19 protein-coding genes, 1 tRNA gene and 1 pseudogene are annotated in these 19,348 nt (G+C 67.5%); 9 read left to right on the top strand and 12 right to left on the bottom strand.

Annotated features, from left to right (window positions below; genetic code table 11):
• Positions 1–50: 50 nt before the first annotated feature.
• Positions 51–191, bottom strand: coding sequence for a hypothetical protein (locus C5508_RS19845; protein ID WP_198597918.1), 141 nt, complete (start codon positions 189–191; stop codon positions 51–53).
• Positions 192–809: 618 nt separating this feature from the next.
• Here C5508_RS19845 and C5508_RS06085 point away from each other — a divergent pair.
• The 4 genes from C5508_RS06085 to C5508_RS06100 all read left to right on the top strand — a co-directional run bounded on the left by C5508_RS06085 (position 810) and on the right by C5508_RS06100 (position 5,023).
• On the top strand, positions 810–1,700 hold the full coding sequence (locus C5508_RS06085; protein ID WP_157944003.1) for a phosphorylase family protein: 891 nt from the start codon (positions 810–812) through the stop codon (positions 1,698–1,700).
• Positions 1,697–3,616, top strand: a complete 1,920-nt coding sequence (locus C5508_RS06090; protein ID WP_104524060.1) for a HEAT repeat domain-containing protein — start codon at positions 1,697–1,699, stop codon at positions 3,614–3,616. The genes C5508_RS06085 and C5508_RS06090 overlap by 4 nt, the downstream gene beginning before the upstream one ends.
• Positions 3,613–4,008 carry a cytidine deaminase family protein gene (locus C5508_RS19460; RefSeq protein ID WP_157944004.1) on the top strand — a complete coding sequence of 132 codons (396 nt, stop codon included), beginning with the start codon at positions 3,613–3,615 and terminating at the stop codon, positions 4,006–4,008. The genes C5508_RS06090 and C5508_RS19460 overlap by 4 nt, the downstream gene beginning before the upstream one ends.
• Positions 4,009–4,129: 121 nt before the next feature.
• Positions 4,130–5,023 (top strand): hypothetical protein, encoded by an 894-nt coding sequence (locus C5508_RS06100; protein WP_104524061.1) that lies wholly within the window; start codon positions 4,130–4,132, stop codon positions 5,021–5,023.
• A gap of 130 nt (positions 5,024–5,153) precedes the next feature.
• Here C5508_RS06100 and C5508_RS06105 read toward each other — a convergent pair whose 3' ends face one another.
• Complete coding sequence (locus C5508_RS06105) at positions 5,154–5,357, bottom strand: hypothetical protein (RefSeq protein ID WP_104524062.1); 204 nt, start codon at positions 5,355–5,357, stop codon at positions 5,154–5,156.
• Positions 5,358–5,790: 433 nt separating this feature from the next.
• Here C5508_RS06105 and C5508_RS06110 point away from each other — a divergent pair, with 433 nt between their 5' ends.
• Positions 5,791–6,717: a hypothetical protein gene (locus C5508_RS06110; protein WP_104524063.1), complete on the top strand. Its 927-nt coding sequence runs from the start codon at positions 5,791–5,793 to the stop codon at positions 6,715–6,717.
• 626 nt (positions 6,718–7,343) lie between these two features.
• Here the strand turns inward: C5508_RS06110 and C5508_RS06115 are convergent.
• The 5 genes from C5508_RS06115 to C5508_RS06135 all read right to left on the bottom strand — a co-directional run bounded on the left by C5508_RS06115 (position 7,344) and on the right by C5508_RS06135 (position 12,132).
• Positions 7,344–8,033, bottom strand: a complete 690-nt coding sequence (locus tag C5508_RS06115; RefSeq protein WP_104524064.1) for a hypothetical protein — start codon at positions 8,031–8,033, stop codon at positions 7,344–7,346.
• Positions 8,034–8,107: 74 nt separating this feature from the next.
• Positions 8,108–9,052: a hypothetical protein gene (locus C5508_RS20215; RefSeq protein ID WP_232796949.1), complete on the bottom strand. Its 945-nt coding sequence runs from the start codon at positions 9,050–9,052 to the stop codon at positions 8,108–8,110.
• Between the two features lie 493 nt (positions 9,053–9,545).
• On the bottom strand, positions 9,546–9,992 hold the full coding sequence (locus C5508_RS06125) for a very short patch repair endonuclease (RefSeq protein WP_104524065.1): 447 nt from the start codon (positions 9,990–9,992) through the stop codon (positions 9,546–9,548).
• Between the two features lie 30 nt (positions 9,993–10,022).
• Positions 10,023–11,246 (bottom strand): DNA cytosine methyltransferase, encoded by a 1,224-nt coding sequence (locus tag C5508_RS06130; RefSeq protein WP_104524066.1) that lies wholly within the window; start codon positions 11,244–11,246, stop codon positions 10,023–10,025.
• A 91-nt stretch (positions 11,247–11,337) separates the two neighbouring features.
• Positions 11,338–12,132 (bottom strand): Eco29kI family restriction endonuclease, encoded by a 795-nt coding sequence (locus C5508_RS06135; RefSeq protein WP_198597919.1) that lies wholly within the window; start codon positions 12,130–12,132, stop codon positions 11,338–11,340.
• A 186-nt stretch (positions 12,133–12,318) separates the two neighbouring features.
• Here C5508_RS06135 and C5508_RS06140 point away from each other — a divergent pair, with 186 nt between their 5' ends.
• Positions 12,319–12,519 (top strand): hypothetical protein, encoded by a 201-nt coding sequence (locus C5508_RS06140; protein ID WP_157944005.1) that lies wholly within the window; start codon positions 12,319–12,321, stop codon positions 12,517–12,519.
• Between the two features lie 299 nt (positions 12,520–12,818).
• Here C5508_RS06140 and C5508_RS06145 read toward each other — a convergent pair whose 3' ends face one another.
• The 4 genes from C5508_RS06145 to C5508_RS20680 all read right to left on the bottom strand — a co-directional run bounded on the left by C5508_RS06145 (position 12,819) and on the right by C5508_RS20680 (position 15,226).
• On the bottom strand, positions 12,819–13,115 hold the full coding sequence (locus C5508_RS06145; RefSeq protein WP_104524068.1) for a hypothetical protein: 297 nt from the start codon (positions 13,113–13,115) through the stop codon (positions 12,819–12,821).
• Positions 13,116–13,172: 57 nt separating this feature from the next.
• Positions 13,173–13,496, bottom strand: a complete 324-nt coding sequence (locus C5508_RS06150; RefSeq protein ID WP_157944006.1) for a hypothetical protein — start codon at positions 13,494–13,496, stop codon at positions 13,173–13,175.
• A 1,296-nt stretch (positions 13,497–14,792) separates the two neighbouring features.
• Positions 14,793–14,999 (bottom strand): helix-turn-helix transcriptional regulator, encoded by a 207-nt coding sequence (locus tag C5508_RS20675; protein WP_104524091.1) that lies wholly within the window; start codon positions 14,997–14,999, stop codon positions 14,793–14,795.
• Positions 15,000–15,004: 5 nt separating this feature from the next.
• The gene (locus C5508_RS20680; RefSeq protein ID WP_104524071.1) at positions 15,005–15,226 is read right to left on the bottom strand and encodes a helix-turn-helix domain-containing protein; all 222 of its coding nucleotides are present in this window, start codon (positions 15,224–15,226) and stop codon (positions 15,005–15,007) included.
• Positions 15,227–15,370: 144 nt separating this feature from the next.
• On the opposite strand from C5508_RS20680, the gene C5508_RS06170 reads away from it, so the two are divergent.
• The gene (locus C5508_RS06170) at positions 15,371–16,063 is read left to right on the top strand and encodes a hypothetical protein (protein WP_104524072.1); all 693 of its coding nucleotides are present in this window, start codon (positions 15,371–15,373) and stop codon (positions 16,061–16,063) included.
• Between the two features lie 158 nt (positions 16,064–16,221).
• A pseudogene (locus C5508_RS20685) lies at positions 16,222–17,130 on the top strand (tyrosine-type recombinase/integrase); the annotation flags it as partial.
• Positions 17,131–17,348: 218 nt separating this feature from the next.
• Here the strand turns inward: C5508_RS20685 and C5508_RS06185 are convergent.
• Positions 17,349–17,421 (bottom strand) — tRNA-Lys (locus C5508_RS06185).
• Positions 17,422–17,709: 288 nt separating this feature from the next.
• Between C5508_RS06185 and mqo the strand changes: the two genes are divergently transcribed.
• Positions 17,710–19,212, top strand: coding sequence for a malate dehydrogenase (quinone) (mqo, locus tag C5508_RS06190; RefSeq protein WP_104524073.1), 1,503 nt, complete (start codon positions 17,710–17,712; stop codon positions 19,210–19,212).
• The last annotated feature ends 136 nt before the right edge of the window (positions 19,213–19,348 follow it).

Here is a 19,348-nt window from a genome sequence, read left to right on the forward strand (position 1 = left end):
CGCCGGCCCGGCGGGCGCGCAGAGGGGGGTCACTCGGCAGGACGGCACGATCACGACTTCTTCTTGCCGCCCTTCCTGCCCAGTTCGCTGTGGGCGGCCGAGCTCGTGCGCGGGTTCTTGTTGCCCTCCTTCTTCGCCTTGCCGTTCCCCTTCTTGGCCGTGTCGCTGCCCTTGCCGCTCTTCTCTGCCATGCCGCCTCCAGCCGAGCACACCGTCCCGGTCCGGACGCCGGATCGCAGCCCTACCCGTGGCTCACCGAGAGACCCGACGGCCGCGCTGCGGGCCCCCGTCGTGACGGTCGAGATGCGAGCGGCGCCGCCCCGCCCGGCGCAGGAGCTGGCCGCGCTCGGAAGCGCGGTGGGCCCCGTGGGGATCGAACCCACAACCCGCGGATTAAAAGTCCGGACGGGAGCGTCTCGGGCGGTGCCGTCTGATCCTGAATGCGCTGCTCAGCTCCACAGTCCATGTCATCCACCAACTGGGCGTGACGGCGACTCCCGCGCAGTCTGCGACCACAGCGAGACCACAGTCCCGGGCCGCGCACGCCGGCCGTGCCACGGGCGCGTCTCTGTGGTGCTACGGAACAAGGCGCATCGACCAGCGGACCCACCAAGTCCCCCGCAGTGTCGCAACGTCCGTTGAGCTAACTGGCCGGCCCGCGGTCGCCAACGCCACTGCGCGGGCGCCCTCCACGGCCGCTCCTGCGACCAGCACCGTCACGGCTAGACTGAAGCTGTGCCCCCGCTTCCCGCCGCGCCTTGAGCCGCCGGGGCATCCGGGGTCGCCTCGGTCATGCTCGCGTGGCCGTGGTGACCATCCTGAACGAGGAGTTCGCCGCCGTCCGCTCACAGCTTCCAGCGCCGTACGAAATCGGGACATCTTCGGTATACGCGCCGGGGCCCCCTGATGACCCGGAGGATCCGGTCTTCCCGTACGTCGTCGTCCAGGCCCGTGATCGATCAAACACGCCGATGGCGCAGGACATCCGTCGCTGGGTGAGCGAACTCCGCCCGGAGATCTTCATCGTCAGCGGGATCGCGGGTGGGATCCAACGAGCGCGGGAAGGCGACGCTGCGAGCTTCAAGGGGCTTGGACCCGGAGACATCGCCATCGCGAACTACATCCACTACGGAGCGTACGCAAAGTACGTCCCGAGCGGGCGTCTTCAACGGTACTTTCCGATCGATCACCCAGCGGCTGATCTGGTGGAGCACTGCCAGGCCGTCGACCGCGAGCCGGACGAATGGATGGCACGCATCGGCGTCGACCGGCCGGGAGCCGGGCATCCCCAGGTGGAAGTGGGCGAGTTCGTCGCACTGGAGGGCGTCGCGAGCGACCCAAGTCACCAAGCCCAGCGCGAGTACGTGCACCACTTCGACAACGCGATCGCCATCGACATGGAGAGCATGGGCGTGGGTCGGGCCCTGCACGACCTCCGGGACACGGTGCACTACAACCCGCGCTGGGCATGCGTCAGGGGCATCAGTGATGCGGTCCGAGCCCTCGCTCCCGAGACCCAGGAAGAACCGGCCGCAGCCGAGGCGGCGGAGCACAGCAACAACGCCGAGCGCCAGCAGTGGAAGCCCTACGCGGCAGAGGTGGCCGCGGCCTTCACGCGGCAGCTTGTCGCGCGCATCCTGTCGGAACCTCGTCAAGGGCGGAGTGCCGACCCGGACTTCCCCAGCTGGGAGCTGTCATGACCCACGAGCCCACAGAAGGCCAAATCGTCCGACCCCCCGCCGATGATGTAGCCATGACGATTGAGGGGTCTGCAGCTCGTCGTTCGTTCCAGTACCCGGTGCTCGAGTGCGACGGCTTCTCGGAGGTCCTGGAGGGTGCGGGGCGACCTATCGATGACGACGAGCTCCTCAAGCACGGCCGTGCGGCGGGTGCTGTACTCCTGCAGGCGCGCGGCGGTTCGGGCAAGACCTACACCGCCAATCGCCTGTTGGAGGTGGCAGCAGAGCACGGAAGCAGCACCGCCTTCGCCACAGCCATCCATTGGGTCGCGCAGCACCCTGACCCCGAGGAGTGGCCGGGGGTAAGGGCAGAGACGGTTCTGGAGGCGGCAGAAACGCTCGTTGGATCTGACGACGAAGCGGTCCTTGCTCTGGACGGCTTGAATGAAGTCAGCAGCGCCGCTGCCACCCATCTCCTGCGTCTGGTGGAGGAGCTGGTCCGGCGCCATCCCAATCTGACCGTCGTGGTCACCGACAGGCTGTCTCGTCGGGACCTGACGCCGGGCACGTGGGTACTCGCGACTCTCGGCCCCGTCCCGACGGAGATCCTGCGTGAGCTCCTGGCCTCGGAGCAGGTCGAGCTGCGGATCGAAGACGCGGCCCTGCTCAGCAGTCCGTACTACCTTCGCCAGGCCTTGGAAAGCCGGGAAACAAGGTCCACACGGTCAGCTGCCCATGAGGGATATCTCAGGGAGCACGTTGGCCTGGATGAGAAGAGCATCGACGTGCTGGCCGCAGCGGCATACGACCAGTACCGGGAGAACAAGAGCCGGCGCCTAGACCCAGACACGCTGGCAAAGGACATCGGCTCTGAACAGCTCCGTGCCCTGACTGAGGCGGGAGCGTTGCGCTCCCCGGTGAGTGACGGGTTCAGCCACCACTTGCTGCATGACTACCTGGCTGCTCGCTACGTGGCCGTACGTCCCGAGCTCTGGACGCGAGACACGTTCGATGTGCTCACCTTTCGGGCCAGTTCTTTCGACGCCCTTGTCATGGTCTTGGAACAGGTAGATGACGAGGCCACACTCATTCGCAGGGTCCACGACTGGAATCTCTATGCCGCCGCGTACCTCTTGGCCGAGAGCCGTGTGACCACTCCGGCAACAAGCGAGGTCGAGACGGCTCTGTTGTCGATGCTTGCCGAGCGGCAGTTCGACCGCATGCTCAAGACGGCGGAGCAGGTTCGAGACGCGCTGCGGGTGCACCCTTCAGACTTCGCCGACAGGCTGCTCAAGCTCAGCTCGGTCGAAGAGGTCTTGGCCCTGGTGCGAGATGTGGCCGCCCCGTCGCGTGAGGCGTCCGCCTGGTATGAGAGTTGGTATCGACTCTTCACACGGCCACCCGGCGAGCGTGGCGACGACAAACTTGTAGCGAGGATTGCCGACACGGACGTGGAAGGCTGGACCGCCAGCAACGTCCTGAAGCGCACACGCCTTAGCGCAAGTCAGGTCAGCGGACTGGTCGATGCCTTGCGCGATGACGACCCGACGATCCGGTGGCGCGCAGCACATGTACTTGGCGCTCACCCGGTAAAGGGGGTCATCGAAGGTCTCCTGTCGAGCCTGCGCGATGATCCTGATGAATGGGTCCGATACGGCGCTCTCCGCAGCATCATCGAGATCGCAGCTGGCGCCGACGAGGACGACGCCGTAGACATCTTCCGCGGACTTGCACGCGAGGCAGACACCTTGTTGGACCGCGAACGACTCCTGCGGGAGTTCGAGAGAGCCATCGTCATCTCCGATCCCCCGCCTCACTGGTTGGACTCGACCGGCGTAGTCATCGAAGAGCTTTGGGGCCGAGCGTCCACAGTCGAAGAGCAAGACCGCTGGCGTGCGGCTGGTGCTGCGGTGAGGAATCTGAGGGCTGCGGTGTGACGTCCCTATCCGACGAAGCCCTTCACCGGCTGTCCGACCTGTCCTGGTCCGTCCGAAAGCGGGCGCGGATCCTCGGCCCGACCGCCGTGGGCTGCGCTGCGCTGTCCACAAGTGGGGCTATGTACGGCGGTTGCAACATCGAGCACCGATTCCGGAGCCACGACATCCATGCTGAGGTCAACACGCTTGGCACCATGGTTTCCGCAGGGGACGAGCACCTGGCGGCGGTTCTCATCGCGGCCGAACGAGAGCGCTTCACCCCGTGCGGTGCGTGCCTCGACTGGATTTTCGAGCTGGGCGGCGGCGGTTGCATCGTGGCGGTCCAGACCAGGCACGGCGGCCACATCGAGTCACTGTTGGCTCGCGAGCTGATGCCCCACTATCCGCGCTAGTCCGCAGCGGGCGGGCGACGAGCCGGCCATGTCCGCGTTGGCGACGTTGTGAAGGACGACTGGGATGCCGGCACGACCGCAGCGGTGGACTGGTCTCCGACCCGAAGTCGCGGACCTGCACATGCTGTCGCGCGACGACGGGGGCCTGTACAACGAGACGCTACTGCTGCAGCAGCAAGATCTCCTTCACCATCCGGCAATCTTGAGTCGCAGACAGACCAACCCAGAGGCCCCTGTACGGAACGCGGTGGAAGAAGCCATCGCGGATGTGGGGCGTTGGGGAGAGACCCTCGCTGGACCCATCTTGTCCGAGGCGGAGCATGAGGCCGTCAAGATGCTGCTGGGGATCACCCCGCCGGGTACGCGGCTCCGAAAGATCACGCACGCGGATCGGGCAGAGGCGGCCTTCATGAAGCTCGCTGGCCACGCAAATGGGGTGGACCTCTGGAGGCGCAAGCGAGCCGACGGGGGTAGCGACGAGACAGATCTGCTCGCCCGGTTCATCCGCGTGCTCGACCGCCTCGACGCTCCTCCGAGCGCGACCCGGGGCATCTCGCGTACGCCGCCGACCGGCAGTGGGGAACTCGCCGACGTCGGTGACCTTCACGGCACGTGGGCCGGTCGAACTGAAAGCACGCGAGTCAACAAAGACCGCAGTGCCGGCCGAACGGCGCCGACCTTCATGGTTATCGATACCTCGGACCACGAGCCCGTCATCCGTTGGTACTACCGGGATGGGTGGGCCTGGTCGGTATCCGTCCGTGCACTGTCGGTCGCCGGCTCACGCCGGCTGCTCATCATGTACGAGTCGGATGTGTCTTTCGAGGAGCGGAAGACGGACCCGTGGCACCGGGGGGCATGCCTTCTTGAGGCGGTCGGAGCATCCATCGCCGGGCCCTACTGGAGCGACCGCCGGTCGCATGGCTTGCTGATCTTCTCGCGCAAGATCACGGATTCAGAGCTAGCTGCGACGTGGGAGGACGCTGCTCGGCTGGACCAGCGGAGAGTCAAATGACCCTGCTGGCAAAGCGGCACGTGGTGGGCAGCCTGGCGGGGCCTGACTATTCGATTACGTAGGCGGCAAGCGACCCGTGAGACATCGTGGGGCTGACCGACGCTTGCTCTCGGCCAGCCCCACGTGCCTTCTAGCGGTCGTCGCTGTGGTACTTCTGGGACGACACGTTGCCTTGAGCATCGGTCGTGATGTGGTGCCCATCCATGTGAAGAGCGCCACCACCCGAGTGCGGGTGCGGTCCGCGCTCGATCTCGCTGGCGGACTGCGCCCACACCTCGTCGTTCGGACCGAGTCCCAGCGCTTCGCCAATCTCCTTGCCGTACTTGTCGCCCATGGTTCTCACCTCCTCTCGTTGTCGGGTAAGGCCGGTTTGCCCGGCGGCGGCGACGTGATTCGACGAGCAAGTGACGCGTATTCGACGAGGTTCCCCGGATCACCGCGAGCGGTTCCGCCACGCTCACGGGAGGGCGGCCAGGAACCGGCAGCTCGTCCGGCGGCGGATTCCCGTCGAGGGCTGCCAGCTCGGGCGGCAGCGCATCCAGGAACGGCTCCTACGGCCCGTCTGTCACCTCGCGAAGCATGTCAGGCCTCCTCGGGGAGACGAGGGGCGACTGCGGCCGCGAGCGAAGGCGAAGACGGGCAGTGGGCTGAGGTGCAGTGGCAGCACGACGTCGGAGGGCCAAGATTGCGAGAAAGACTCAGGCTGCTCGATCACCCCGTCGATTCGCGGATCAAGGAGCGAGCAGGCGAGCGGACGGGGGATAGACGTGTACGACTACTTCTGGTGGGCCTCAGCGATGGCGCGCATGGACACGCGCGACTCGCTGGCCGGGGTGCACGAGATCGGCGTCCACTTGGCGCATCGCCTGGTCGCACCCCCGGAGGAGGTGACGACGTTCAACCTCGTGCGACGCCTGGCCAGCAGCCACACGCGGCGGGGCGGTTCGTTCGCCGCGGCGCTGCACTCCAGACGGCTCGAGGGTGGAGACCGCAGTCGGGGCATCCTGCCCAGCGGGGCGGACCTGCAGCTCGCCGTGGAGGTGTCCCCTGGACAGTGGGCGCACCTCGTCCTTCAGGCCAAGAAGCTGGACGCAGGTACAGGGCGCTACAAGTCCTGGGAAAGGTGGCAAGTCGACGCCCTGCGGCGTTGGGCGTCCACCCACGGCGCGCCGGTCCCCGGCATGCTGCTTTACAACTCTGCGACCCCGCCATTCACGTCGCCGGGTTCCGGGACCGCGGTGGCGCTGGGCGCGTGCTGTTCGAGCCCGCTCACCTGTCACGGCTGGAGCTGGCCGACGTGGACGTTGCCGGACCGCAGGTCGCCCTTAGCGGTCACGCTCTGCCTGTTCCCGCCGGACCCGGCAGCTCTCCCCGCTGCCCTGTCGGGTGACGGTCCTTCCGCGGTAACCGTCAACCCCCACGCCATGCCGCTCGAGTGCATCTTCTGCCGGGGTTCAACGCTCGCTTCCGGCTGGACGCCGGCCCCGCCGACATGGGCGGTAGACCTGCTCGCCCGTCGGCCTGACCCGGACCAACTCGATGCCGGCACGCTGGTCGACACGCCGCCGGACGACCCGTCAGACCAGACGGACATCACGGCGGAGTCGTGGACCCCGCGCTACTCCCTGGTGCTGGACTTCGTGCTCAACCGTGACGGCTCGGAGCCACACCCGAAGGATGCAGAGTCGGGGTGATGGGCGTGACGGCCTAGCCTCACGTTGCCCGCTCAGTCGTCACTGACCTCGATGGTGTGCACCAACTCGTCGAGATCGGGGCTTGTATGCGGGAGCGGACACCGGCACTGCTGGCCAACGTCGGACTGCCGTCGTGACGCCTTCGTTCGGCGGTCCGGGGCCGGGCCGGTGCCGTGCCGCACTGGCTTGACGACCACCGCTGGGCCCCCGCCCGTGCCTGTGGCGTGCGAACGGAGACCCAAGGCTCTGTGGGCCACGGGCCAGACAGGTCCCGAGGGGTACGACGGTTCGCACCCACATTGACGGGAGCTGCCGGGATCCGTGAGCTGGCTGCGACCAATGCGCGACCACATGGGCAGTTTGTGCAGGTCAGCGGGGGTCCTCGCGGATACCATCCGCAGGCGCGCAGGCCCCGCCGGCAAGAGCCCCTGCTCATCGGGACCCCACCATGCCGGCTTTCGGCAGTTCCGGCAGCCCACCAACGCGCGCGCCGGCCGTCACCTTTCGCGCTCGCGCTTGTCTCTGCTGGGCGGCCTAGGTGTATTGGTTCGTAACGTTGTTGTCAGGGGAGAGCCCGGCCCTACCCGGCGCGGGGATAGCAGGAGCGTCCCTCTTCGCGGGTTCAGCTAACGGCCGGGGACCGTCGTCACCGATTGAGCCCGCAGCCAACCATCCGTGGTCTCACCGTTGATGGTCGTTTCCCCCGACTCCACGACCATCTCGACCCACGTGCCGTCCTGCCAGCCGGCCGCATCCGACTCGTCGACGAAGACCATCAGGTCATTCGCGCCGCCCTTCGCTGTCAGGTAGACGGTGAATTCCCCGGACGCTCCAGTGCCCCAGTAGTCGGATCCGGACAACTCGCCCGTGAACCTGAACTGATCCCCGTTCTTGATGCCGCCCATGCCAGCCGAATTCAACCTGTCGAGCAGCTCATCGACCGTGATGTTGGTGATCTGCGCCGACGGACTGCCCGGCTGCTCGGTCGCCACGGGCGCCGACGGACTGCCCGGCTGCTCGGTCGCCACGGGCGTCGGATCGGCTGATCGGGAGTCCTTGCCGTCGCCATCTCCCTCGAGCAGGGCGCCGACGCCGATGATGCCGGCGAGAACCAGGGCTGCGGCAGCGCCGATCACGATCTGACGCACCGGCAGCGGCGGCTTCGGTTTCCGGAAGTTGAGCGTCGTGTGCAAGGTCCCCGTGCTCTTGTCGACGAGTTCCCAGCCTTCCTTCTGCCACTTCGCGGTCGACCTGCCTTCGGTTCCGCGCAGGGCCTTCACGGTCTTCAACTCGTACCGCACACCGTCGTCAACCATGCCCCGACCCCCCGGTCCCACTCGGACCTCCGGCTCCGGGGTCGAGCTGCTCAATGAAGACCTAATGCTCGCATCTACTCGAGAGCGAGCAGGGCCGCCCGGTACTTCTCGGCGAGGCGGTCCCGGGTTGACTCGTCCAGCAGTGCCAGCCGGTCCGGGTCGGTGTTGGAGGCGATGTCCGCGAGCTTGACCGTGCGCGCCAGTGGATTGGCCCGCACGCGCCCGTAGTAGTCCTGGCGCGGTTCGTTCGGGAGGTGGGTGATGGCCACGACGGCGTCGACGACGTCATCCGGAAACTCCCGCCGGAGGTCGAACTCGGTACAGGGGGTGTCCTCGAGGACGTCGTGCAGGAGCGCCACCGCTTGCACTGCGGACGACTCCCCGGCCACCCGGCGGTGGACGTCGGCCACGTGACTCTGGAAGTAGTCCCGACCAGCCTTGTCGGTCTGGCCGAGGTGGTAGGAGCGGGCCACCTCAATCGCCCGGGCGACGTCCACGCTGCCCGGGCCGCCTTCCTTCGGGCTCGCAGTAGGCACGGGAAGGGTCGGTCCCTGGCCACGGTGCAGTTGGGCGTCGTACGAGCCGGCCTCGACCCGCGTAACGCCGTCAGCGATGAGTTGCAGCGCGACGTTCTGCGCGATCGCTCTGGACCCGGGTTCGCCATTCATCGTGTAGGCGACCAGCGCCGGCCATGGGACGAGCCCCTCACCACGGACGTACAGGTAGTGCTGGCCGGTCACCGCATCCCACGCCATCACGCCATACGGCTCGGGATCGTCGTGGTCCTGGAGTGCCCGCCATACAAGTGTGCGCTCAGCGGACCCGCACATCCAGCAGTCATCCGGCGGAAACGACACATGGTGCAGCACCGTCACGACGCCCGTGGGGTCAGACACCTCGACGTGAGCGATGTCCCGGCCCGTGAACCACCAGGCTGCAGCCTCTCCGTAGTGGCCGAAGATGCCTGGCCCTTCGCGCGACTCCTTGGCCCGGAGACCGTTGTCCCGCACAGCCGTCACGGCGTATCCGTCGGGGTCTGTTCCCTCCGCCAGTACGAGGTGGAGGTCCCCATCCTCATCGGACAGGAGGCCGAAGGTCTTCCCGTGAAGATAGGGATTCACGCTCAGCAATGCCGCCCCGTTCTCTAGTCGCCCGCGTCGACATTGGCAGGTCCACTCTCGTCGGTCCGCAGAAGGGTTTCACCCCCGACCAGTGAGGCCGCTTGACGCCAGGCCCGCTGCAGATTGGTCCGCCTGTCTGGGGCGTCAACGTCCCCAACATATCGCTCGTGGGTGCGCCCTTCGTCTGACCAGCGCAGATATGCATAGATCCGGCGACTGTGCGGCTGAACTCGGAGCGCGATGGAGGCGGTCACCGTCCTGCCCCCGACGGTGAGCAGGCGGTTCACTCGTCCACCTGCGGCGTCATCCTGTTCCTGAACGCATTCGCCCCGCGAGCGGCCGGTCGGCGCTCGCCATGCCTCGTCTTCGGGCCGGGTGGCTTGCCAGACACTCATGAATCGACCCGCAAGGCAGCGAGCACTGGCTCGGCTGCGGCCTCAGGATCAGTGAGAAGGTCCCGTTCCCAGACGCGAATGACGCGATAGCCGGCCTCAGTCAGCGCCGAGTTCACCTCCGCGTCCCGGGCCTTGTTGCGTTCGATCTTCGCCACCCACCACTCGGTGCGAGTGGGAAAGAGATCCGCGAAGCTATCCCGGCCCCGACGTGCAGGTTCCGCAGGGTTGCCGTGCCACATGTCTCCATCGACGAAGACGGCAACCCTCCGGGAGCGGTTCACCAGATCCGGACAACCGACCAGGTCACGAGCGTGGAGTCGGTACCTGACTCCGTGCGCGTGGAGAACGCGCCTAAGGGCAAGCTCGGCCTTCGAGTCCTTGGACCGAACCTTCGACATGATCGCGCTTGTGACGGCCTCGTCCCGAGGCCCGAGCCGCGCCATGACGTGATCCTCGTGTCCCGTGCCGCGCAGTCAGGCGGAGAGAAGGGTCGGGCGCATAGCGCCGGCGACCGAATCTGCGATGGCGCCGGCGAGATCAACTGGTACGGCGTTCCCGAGTTGGCGCATCTGCTCGCCTCGCGGCCCCACGAGCGTCCAGTCATCGGGAAAGGTCATGATGCGAGCCACTTCGCGGACGGTTAGGTAGCGGATACTTCCGTCGTCGCGCAGCAAGACGGACTCGCCCCCGGGCACGCCGTGGACGCCCGCCTTCACCGTCTTTGCCGGCTTGTCCAGGTGGTTCGGCGTGTGCCCCGCGTAGATGCGGGCACCCGGCCAGCCGACGTGATGGCTGTACCCGGGGTACTCAATGCCTTCGATGGGCGCAGGCAAGTCACCAATGGCGTCGCGCAGCGTCCTCCAGCGAGGCAGCTCCAAACAGCCGGTGGTAGGGCCGGTGAACATCGGCTCCCTCCGCTTGAGTTCGTGCTCGTCCCAGTAGACGCCGGAAGTCTGGGCACCAACCAGGGAAGCGGCCGAATGCGTCGGCTCGGGGAAGTCCCAGTTGACTCCGAGATCACGTCGGAACGCGACTACAAAGACGCGCCACCGCACCTGAGGAACGCCGTAGTCGGCTGCGTTAACGAGCTTGAACCGCACGTCATAGCGGTCCGCGTCATCGTCTGCCGCCGTGCGCTGCGCCTTGAGCAGCCGCTTGTCGTGGTCTTGCCAAGCCTCGCCCTCGACCCGCTTCTCGAACGGAGCCTCGATCTCGCGAAGGATGTACTGCCAGTAGGGGTCGAAGGACGGTCGCAGCAGCCCCTTCACATTCTCGGCCACAATCACGCGCGGGCGCGTCTGCCGGACGCAGCGCAGTAGCTCCGGCCACATGTTGCGCTCATCCTCGTGGCCCCGGTGGACACCTCCGAGGCTGAACGGCTGACAGGGGACTCCGCCCGCCACGACATCAACCGCCCCGGCCAGGTGAGAGAAGTCCACCGATCGCACATCGCCTTCGATCAGCGGCCACGGGTCGTTGAGCTCCGTCGGCAACGCCGCGTCAGGATCGAAGTCGACCGCAAGGTTGCTGCGCAGCGTGGAACAGGCTCGACGGTTGAACTCGTTCAGAAGCAGATGCCGGAACCCGGCTCTGTGCATGGCCATCGCGAGCCCGCCGCCGCCTGAGAACAGCTCGACGCTCGTGCCCACCTCACCCTGCGCCTCGTCACGATCGAGCTGCACTGCGGACGCCGTCATGCACTGAGAATCTACCGCGGACGCCGCGGTAGCAATGGGACACGCCAACCGATCTCATGTGACAAACGAGAGCACGAGCTGCCGACAGAAGTCAGTCGTCGGACTCATCCTCCGGGCCCTGCTCGTCGGTGGGTCCTTCGTCCAGCGCGCTCTCGGGGACGGCGGAGTCCGGAACCGTGGGGTCGGGAAGGGACACACCAGAGCCAGCTTGGGGAGGTACCGATTCGAAGTGGACGGCGATGCTCTGTCGGGATTCTTCGGCCGTGAACTTGCTGGGCTTCTCCATCAGGGGGCTCCAACTTCGGCCCGGATGCAGCTCGTCCCACGACGGGCGCCGTCCAGCCCGGCGACCAGCGCCAGGATCGTGGTTGCCGAAGCCGTCTACGACGAGGTTCCAGACTGGCTGGAACCCCCGGATCATCAACCGCTCGGCCATGGGGATGAAAAGTTCGTCCGCCACCAGGTAGCGCACCCTGAAGTCGTCAACGCTCAGGTCTTCTGCGGCCGCGACGCTCTCCCGGTGTTCGTCGATTCGGCTCCACAGTTGGTGGCCAACGACCGCCTGGTCGGTCATGCCCTTCCGCGCCCCCGCCGGGACGGCCTTGCCTACGTAGATAGGAGTCTGCGTGCCGGAGATGGGGAGGTAGAGCTCGAGGTTGCCCGTGAAGTAGATGGCGTAGATGCCCGCCCCGTAGAAGGGAGGAACTGAGGCAAGGGGATGGGTCTCCCTACGCAGCAGTTCCGCCTCGACGCTGCGGCCGAGGTTGATCCTGCTCAGCGGGTCGTATGGCTGCGGTCGGGCTGCCGACGCCCAGTCAGTACGCCGGCCGCGGGCCGCCCCACCCGGTTCCGATTGCGCACCTTCATCGATACCCCCGTCGGTCACCCAGCGAGACTAGGCCTGGCGATCGCGCGCCTTCGAGATGACACGGGGTGGCAGCCTTTACAGAACTGGAGGGCAAGCGCGGACCACGGGATGAGCAGCAACCTTCGGTGATCAGAAGGGTCGGCGGGGCACGCGCGCCTGCGGCAAGTCCTGCGCGGAGGTCGAGTGCGCGTCAGGATGCCCGTCATGCCAGCCATGAAGACGCCGGTGATCACGAAGGCTTGGCGACACAAGGGGGAGGCGGGCCGGATCCACTACATCGCGAAGAGGGCGGACGGCTCGACCCGCCACCTGTACGTCAACGAGGACAACGCGCTGTACGAGATCCTCGAGGACCACCTGGCGGCGATCGGGTACGCCGGCCCTGCATCAGCCGAGGAGCACTAGGGGCCCGGCGGAATGCCCGCCCGTGAGAGACGGCCTGTCGTCCATAGGCCTGCAGGGGCGGCAGCGCGCTGGCAGTCTCCGGGTGTATGGCGAAGGAAGCGTGGACGTTGACCGAGCTGCACGAGGAGCTGAGGCGCTTTCGGGCGGCTGCGGAGTCCGCTGGGCTGAAGCCCCGGACCGTCGAGACCTATGTAGGCCGATCCGAGCAATTTGTGCGGTGGCTGGGCGGGGAGTTCAAGTTCCGAGGACCGAACGGGTAGCCGTCGTCCGGACCGGGCCGGGAGTTTCGGCGGCACGGGTCAATAGACGACGGTTGGGTCTAGCGGACCCAGCAGGTCTGGAACGTCGTCGCCCTCGACACTCGTGACCTCGGTGTTACGGAGGAGGATGGCCAGCACCCCATCGGCCGTGTTGACGTCGCCCTTGATCACGGCTCCGACCGGGGAGAGGAGCACCTCCGTGTTGGCATGCTCGCGCAGGACTGCAAGCGCCGAGCTGCTGCCCGTCGCGAAGCCACCACGACTACCGGCGTCCGCGCTCCCGGCGACCTGCACGGCATAACTGACTCCGTCGATGTAGCCCTGCACCAGGAACACTGCACTCCCTCTTCCTGGTCCTTATCAGCCTGGGGCTCGTTGCTCCGTCAGGGCGGTCTACCGAGGTCTCACGGCGCCGCGCAGCACGTCATCGATGAGAGCTCGCAAGGCGTCTACGTCGGCGTCTTGCGTCTCGCCAAAGGCGATGACCTGCCCGTCATACTGCTGGTCCGGGGGATAGAGCCCGACGGACCAGCCGACATGCTCCAGCCGGGACCACGCCAGCGAATCGTCGAAGTCGGTGATGAGCAAGGAGTACCCGCCATCCAGAAGCACCTCCAGGGCAGCGTTCATCCCGCCGGTTTGTGTGAAGGTCGTCGGGAGGCCGGCAGCGGACAGATTGTCGATGACGTCCTGGTATTGGCTCTGCCCTATCGCCATCGTCTCCTCGTATGTCAGCACGCAATCCCTTTCGTGGTTGGAGCAGACGTCCACGGGCGGGCTAACCGGTCCGAAGGACCTCGGCCAATCACGCCCGATGCCCGGCGCAGCCTTGCGACCGATGCCCGGCTCCAGGCGCCCCCCTGTCGCCCTGCGGCGAACCGACGTTCCGACTAAAGGTGTAAACGTAATACGCGGCGCAGCCCTTGAGGATCAGGCCAACCTTGCGCAACCGGCGCCGCGCCGTGGGCCCCCGCACAGGCGAACGCCAGGTCAGGCGTGGGATTGGGCGGGGCCGAACTCCGTGGAGCGCCGGTGCTCGCAGGCCATCAAAGCCCGAGTATCGGGCTTATCGGGCATGCCCTACGCGCGCGCACGCGACCTCCGGTCGGGCGGGCCCGGCGAACTAGCGGGCTTAGATGCGATGTCGATCGACACTCGGAGCGATGGTGTCGACTCGGTCGAGGCGTCCAGCCTTCCGCAGAGCGGCAACGATGACTCCTACCAACTCGCCGCGGCGCGCGCCTCGGGCGGCCATGGATTCGATCATGGTCACCCGGTCCCAATCGTCCAGATGTAACGACCGCAGGGCTTTGTCGAACTCCTCGTCAGTCATCCGCATGTAGCGGCGATGCGTCGCTTCCGTGGCGGACAGTGCGCCCGAGCGAGCTCCGCGAGCGAGGGTGTTCTCCCTCGGGGTACTAGTCGGGGTACTCCTCGGGGTAGGGGCCGGATTTCCGGCCCCTCTGCGGCTGGCATCCCGGCCGCTGTGTGGCCAGGATCCCGGCCCCTTTCCGTCGGGCCGTCGTCCCGCCAAGGCGTTCGTAAAGTCTTCTTGGCGCGGTCCCATTCACCACGGACCAGGGCGTCATCCACCCAACGGGCCACCGGCACCGAGGCCCGGTGCTCCGCCGTCTGGCCGGCGTGACCAGCCCTGGTCTTGCGTAAGTACCCGGTGCGGATGAGAACCGCGATGTGGTGCTTCGTCTGCGAGCGACTAAGGCCGCAGGATTGCTGCAGCAGTTCATGGGCCGGAAAGGCGCCGTCGCCTGTCTCGGAGGTCATGAACTCGCCGATCACCATGGCCACGCCGCGCGTAGCGATAGGTAGCTCGACGGCGTCTCGAAGGGCGCGGCGCCAGATGCGCAGCGAGACGTCAACCACGGCGGTACCTGTATTGGTCACCGTCGAGCCTCATGGCCCGCTCGTACTCGGCGGGCGCCACCGTGCCGTCTGCGCGCGGACTTTGGCGACGAGGCGAGGCCGGCCTTCAGCGCACGGAGAGCTGCCGAAGCGTCAACCGTGAACTCCGTGCTCAATGCCCAGGGCGGCCAGGAGACCGCTGCTGACAACCCGGTAGCGGGTCCCCAGACGAAGAACTGGAACGGGAAACTCACCCGTGCGCGCCAGCTGGTATGCCGTCGTGCGGCCGATGCCAAGCGCCTTGGCCGCAGTAACGAGGTCGGTGGTAGCCGGTAGGGCCAGCAGCTGAGAGCGGGTCATGCCGCTCACCGCGATGCCTCGCGAAGTGCCTCGAGGAGGTTGCGGTACGCGATGGCCTTCGACCGCCGTGGCTCAAAGGCGCCCTGCTCCCAACGCTGGACTGTCACCGGCGACACGTGAAGCTCTGCGGCTACCTCGGCAAGCGAGACGCGAGCGTCACACCGAATTTTGCGCCGGGCCTCCGGGGGCGGCGGCTGAGCCGCTCGGACACGCTCTGCGAGGGTCATGACCTCGGCTCCCTCTAGCTAGACACACTCAGACGATGAGTGAGTGAGTGTGACCGCGCAACGTTCGACCGTCAACGGAGACACACTCAGACTCTGAGAGTGGCTAGCTAGACGCAACGGCAACGTTCGGATAGCGTCGGAGCTGTGACAGAGGGGCGCGACGGCCAAGCGGGGCGTGGCTTCGTGGTCCCCGTGTCTGATGACGGCAGCGAGTGGCTCAGCTTCGATCCACGTGACAGCGGATGGGCCGTCTTCCGATCGAAGGTCTACGACGCCAAGCGAACGTGGCTCTTCTTCCGTTTCGGCCTCGACCGGGGCTACGACATCGAAAATCGCTTCATCAACCATGAGCCCGCCGTCGTCTACAGCCGCAACAAGCAGTTTTCCAGCGCCTTTATCGAGGTTCGAGAGGTGCGGCTCGCCATCCCCAGCGGCGGAGCCGGCGGCCGGGCACTCCGGGATGCGCCCATGGCTCGCGTAGAGGCCGCAGTCAATCAGCCTGCTTATAGGAAAGAGCTGCTTGAGCGGTTGCCGGGCCCCGATTCGACGCTGGAAGCCTTCCCGAGGGGACAGGCGAATGGTTGGTGGTTCACGCCCTCCAAGCCTCGAATGCGTCCCCCGCTGAAACTCGCAGTTCCCGAGGGGCGTAACCGTCCGGATTCCTTCTACGAGTCAGTTGCGGCGGCCTTCGCCTTCATGTCAGTAGTCAGCCAACGCCCGGCTCAGGACTTAGCGATCGAGAACGAGGTTCCGGTCAGCACGGTGCATGGCTGGGTCAAGGAAGCGCGACGCCGTGGCTTCTTGCCCGCGGGCGAGAGATCGAAGGGCACGGAGTAACCATGGAGAGACGGGGCCGCGTCTACCGCCGCTGCGCCTGCCGGGATGACGCCGGCAGACAGCTCGGGCAGTCGTGCCCGCGGCTCGCGTCCGACGGGAAGCACGGGGTCTGGTACTACGCCGTGGACCTCCCCTCGACGGCTGGGAAGCGGAAGACGATGCGGCGGGGCGGCTTCTCCACCAAGGCCGCCGCCAGCCGGGCGCTGGCCGACGTCACCAACCGGGCCGCCCACGGCGTGCAGGTGGACGACCGCGAGACCGTGGCGACCTTCCTGACCCGCTGGCTGCAGGTGAAGGCCAGCGAGGCGAAGCCCACCACGCTGCGCTCCTACCGGGCGCACGTCGACAACGTGATCGCCCCGGCGATCGGGCACGTGCCCATCGAGCGGCTTCGCGCCGAACACGTCGAGCAGCTCCTGGTCGACGCGATGCATGGCCGCGGGCCGGTGACCGTCAGGCGCATCCACGCCACCCTCCGCTCGGCACTCAGCTACGGGGTGAAGACGCGGCGGCTCCAGTTCAACGTGGCCCGTAACGTCACACCCCCGAACGGGCCCCGCCCCGAGGTGCAGCCGTGGTCCGCCGCCGAGCTGGCTGTCTTCCTGCGGCACGTGGAGACCGACCGGCTCGGTCCGCTGTTCGAAGTCATCGCTGCCACCGGCCTTCGTCGCGGCGAGGCGCTCGGCCTGCGCTGGACCGACCTCGACCTGGGCAACCGCACCGCCCGGATCCGACAGACCGTCGTCGACGTCGGCGGCCGGCTGCAGTTCTCCACCCCGAAGACCCGGTCGTCAGAGGCCACGGTGCCGCTGACCGAGCGCGCCGTGCTGGCACTGCTGCAGTGGCGCCTCGGGCAGGACATCGACCGGCAGGCCTGGGGCGCGGCGTACGAGGACCACGGCCTGGTCTTCGCCCGCGAGAACGGTGCCCCGCTCCGCCCGGAGTACGTCACCCGCCGCTTCGTGGCCCTCAGCAAGACGGCCGGCTTGCGACGGGTGCGGCTGCACGACCTCCGGCACGGCGCCGCGTCGCTGATGCTCGCCGCCGGCGTCCCGATGGCGATCGTGTCGAAGATGCTGCGGCACTCCTCGATCGGCATCACCGTCGACACCTACGGCCACCTGTCCGAGGACACCGCCCGCACCGCGTCCGACGCGATGGCGGCGGCGCTCGAGCAGGCCTTCGAGACCGCCGCGGCGGCGGCCCGCGACCACACTGCGACCACATCAGCCGCTGACGACGTCCCGGAAGTCACCCCGCACGGAGTCCGTGCAGGTCAAGACGGTGGGCCCCGTGGGGATCGAACCCACAACCCGCGGATTAAAAGTCCGCTGCTCTGCCAATTGAGCTAGAGGCCCGGCGCCGAGCCGATTTCGGGCCGGGCACGCGGGGCGAGGCTACCGCTCGCGGCGTCCCCGTCACTGCTTCCGGACAGACGGGCAGGGCGCCCGCCCCGCTCGCAGGCGCACATCACAACCTCCCACGGCGCACGCCCGGCACGCGGCGGTGCATCCTTGAGGTGTCGTGCACGCCGCCGCTGGTGACATAGCTCATAGCTCATCGACCCCGTGTTCGGGCGACCGTGCGCCGACCATCAACAGGAAGGGCGCTGCGGCGCCTCGCCGAGCACAGCCAGAGAGGCAGCCGTGACTTCCGAGCGCAGCGCAGTTCCGGACAGCGCGAACCCCGACGTCGTACTCGTCGGGGCCGGCATCATGAGCGCCACCCTGGCCCAGCTGCTCAAGGTCGTGGCCCCCGACTGGAGCGTCGCCGTCTTCGAGTCCGGCAGCGCCGTCGCGGGCGAGAGCTCCGGCCCGTGGAACAACGCCGGCACCGGGCACGCCGCCCTCTGCGAGCTCAACTACACGCCAGCGGACGAGAACGGCCGGGTGGACCCCACCAAGGCCGTCACCATCAACGAGCAGTTCCAGGTGTCGCGGCAGTTCTGGTCCCACCTCGTGCGCGGCGGGATGACCGGCTCCCCCAAGGACTTCATCTCGCCCGTTCCGCACCTGAGCTTCGTCACCGGCGAGAAGGGCCGCAGCTACATGCGTGCCCGCCATTCGTCGCTGGCCGCCCAGCCGCTGTTCGAGGGCCTCGAGTACACCGAGGACCAGGCGCAGATGGCCGAGTGGCTGCCGCTGATGATGGAGGGCCGCGACCCCCAGGAGATCGTCGCCGCCACCCGTTCCGCCGCGGGCACCGACGTCAACTTCGGCGCCCTCACCCGGCTGATGCTCGACGACGTCGCCGGCCGGGGCGTGAACGTCTACCTCAACCAGCGCGTGCAGGAGCTGGAGAAGGAGTCCGACGGCCGCTGGAAGGTCACCGTCCGGGACAGCAGGTCCGGCGAGCACCTCACGGTCCGCACCCGCTTCGTGTTCGTCGGTGCCGGTGGTGGCGCGCTGCCGCTGCTGCAGAAGGCGGCCATCCCCGAGATCAAGGGCTTCGGCGGCTTCCCCGTCAGCGGTCTCTTCCTGCGCACCCGCTCGCCGGAGCTCGTCAGCCGGCACCAGGCCAAGGTCTACGGCCAGGCCGCCGTGGGCGCACCGCCCATGTCGGTACCGCACCTCGACCTGCGCCTGATCGACGGCGAGTACTCGCTGCTGTTCGGCCCCTACGCCGGCTTCTCGCCCAAGTTCCTCAAGGCCGGTTCGATGTTCGACCTGCCGCTCAGCGTCAAGCCGAACAACCTGGGCTCCATGCTCGGCGTCGCCCGCACCGAGCTGGCGCTGACGAAGTACCTGGTGGGCGAGCTCCTGCAGAGCCGTTCGGCCCGGCACAAGACGCTCACCGGCTTCGTCCCGACCGCCGAGCAGGACGACTGGGACATGGTCACCGCCGGCCAGCGCGTGCAGGTCATCAAGCAGGACCCGAAGACGGGCAAGGGCGTGCTGCAGTTCGGCACCGAGCTCATCGTCGGCGCCGACGGCACCATCGCCGGACTGCTCGGTGCCTCCCCCGGTGCGTCGACGGCGGTGTCGGCGATGCTGACCCTCCTCCAGCGCGCCTTCCCCGACCGGGTCGACGCCTGGCGCCCGCTGCTGCAGGAGGCCATCCCCTCCTACGGCCGCTCGCTGGCCTCCGACACCGCGCTGCTGCAGCAGGTGCGCACCGACACCATGCAGACGCTGGAGCTCAACGGCTGACGTCCGCTCCGCCTTGCACGCGTCAGGGCCGGTCCTCCTCGGGACCGGCCCTCACGCGTCTTCGCGATCTGCAGGGTCAGAGCACGTCCAGGACCAGCAGCAGGATCACCGTCAGCAGCGCCGACAACGCGAGGGA

It is taken from the genome of Blastococcus atacamensis (assembly GCF_002938425.1).
GTDB lineage: Bacteria > Actinomycetota > Actinomycetes > Mycobacteriales > Geodermatophilaceae > Blastococcus > Blastococcus atacamensis.

Excerpts from the sequence above, each read along its gene's own strand:
- C5508_RS06130 (WP_104524066.1), bottom strand. The coding sequence starts at position 11,246 with ATGACGGCGTCCGCAGTGCAGCTCGATCGTGACGAGGCGCAGGGTGAG.
- C5508_RS06090 (WP_104524060.1), top strand. The coding sequence starts at position 1,697 with ATGACCCACGAGCCCACAGAAGGCCAAATCGTCCGACCCCCCGCCGAT.
- C5508_RS19845 (WP_198597918.1), bottom strand. The coding sequence starts at position 191 with ATGGCAGAGAAGAGCGGCAAGGGCAGCGACACGGCCAAGAAGGGGAAC.
- C5508_RS06140 (WP_157944005.1), top strand. The coding sequence starts at position 12,319 with ATGCCAGCCATGAAGACGCCGGTGATCACGAAGGCTTGGCGACACAAG.
- C5508_RS06105 (WP_104524062.1), bottom strand. The coding sequence starts at position 5,357 with ATGGGCGACAAGTACGGCAAGGAGATTGGCGAAGCGCTGGGACTCGGT.
- C5508_RS06150 (WP_157944006.1), bottom strand. The coding sequence starts at position 13,496 with ATGGCGATAGGGCAGAGCCAATACCAGGACGTCATCGACAATCTGTCC.
- C5508_RS06125 (WP_104524065.1), bottom strand. The coding sequence starts at position 9,992 with ATGGCGCGGCTCGGGCCTCGGGACGAGGCCGTCACAAGCGCGATCATG.
- C5508_RS20680 (WP_104524071.1), bottom strand. The coding sequence starts at position 15,226 with ATGACCCTCGCAGAGCGTGTCCGAGCGGCTCAGCCGCCGCCCCCGGAG.
- C5508_RS20675 (WP_104524091.1), bottom strand. The coding sequence starts at position 14,999 with ATGACCCGCTCTCAGCTGCTGGCCCTACCGGCTACCACCGACCTCGTT.
- C5508_RS06100 (WP_104524061.1), top strand. The coding sequence starts at position 4,130 with ATGCTGTCGCGCGACGACGGGGGCCTGTACAACGAGACGCTACTGCTG.
- C5508_RS06115 (WP_104524064.1), bottom strand. The coding sequence starts at position 8,033 with ATGGTTGACGACGGTGTGCGGTACGAGTTGAAGACCGTGAAGGCCCTG.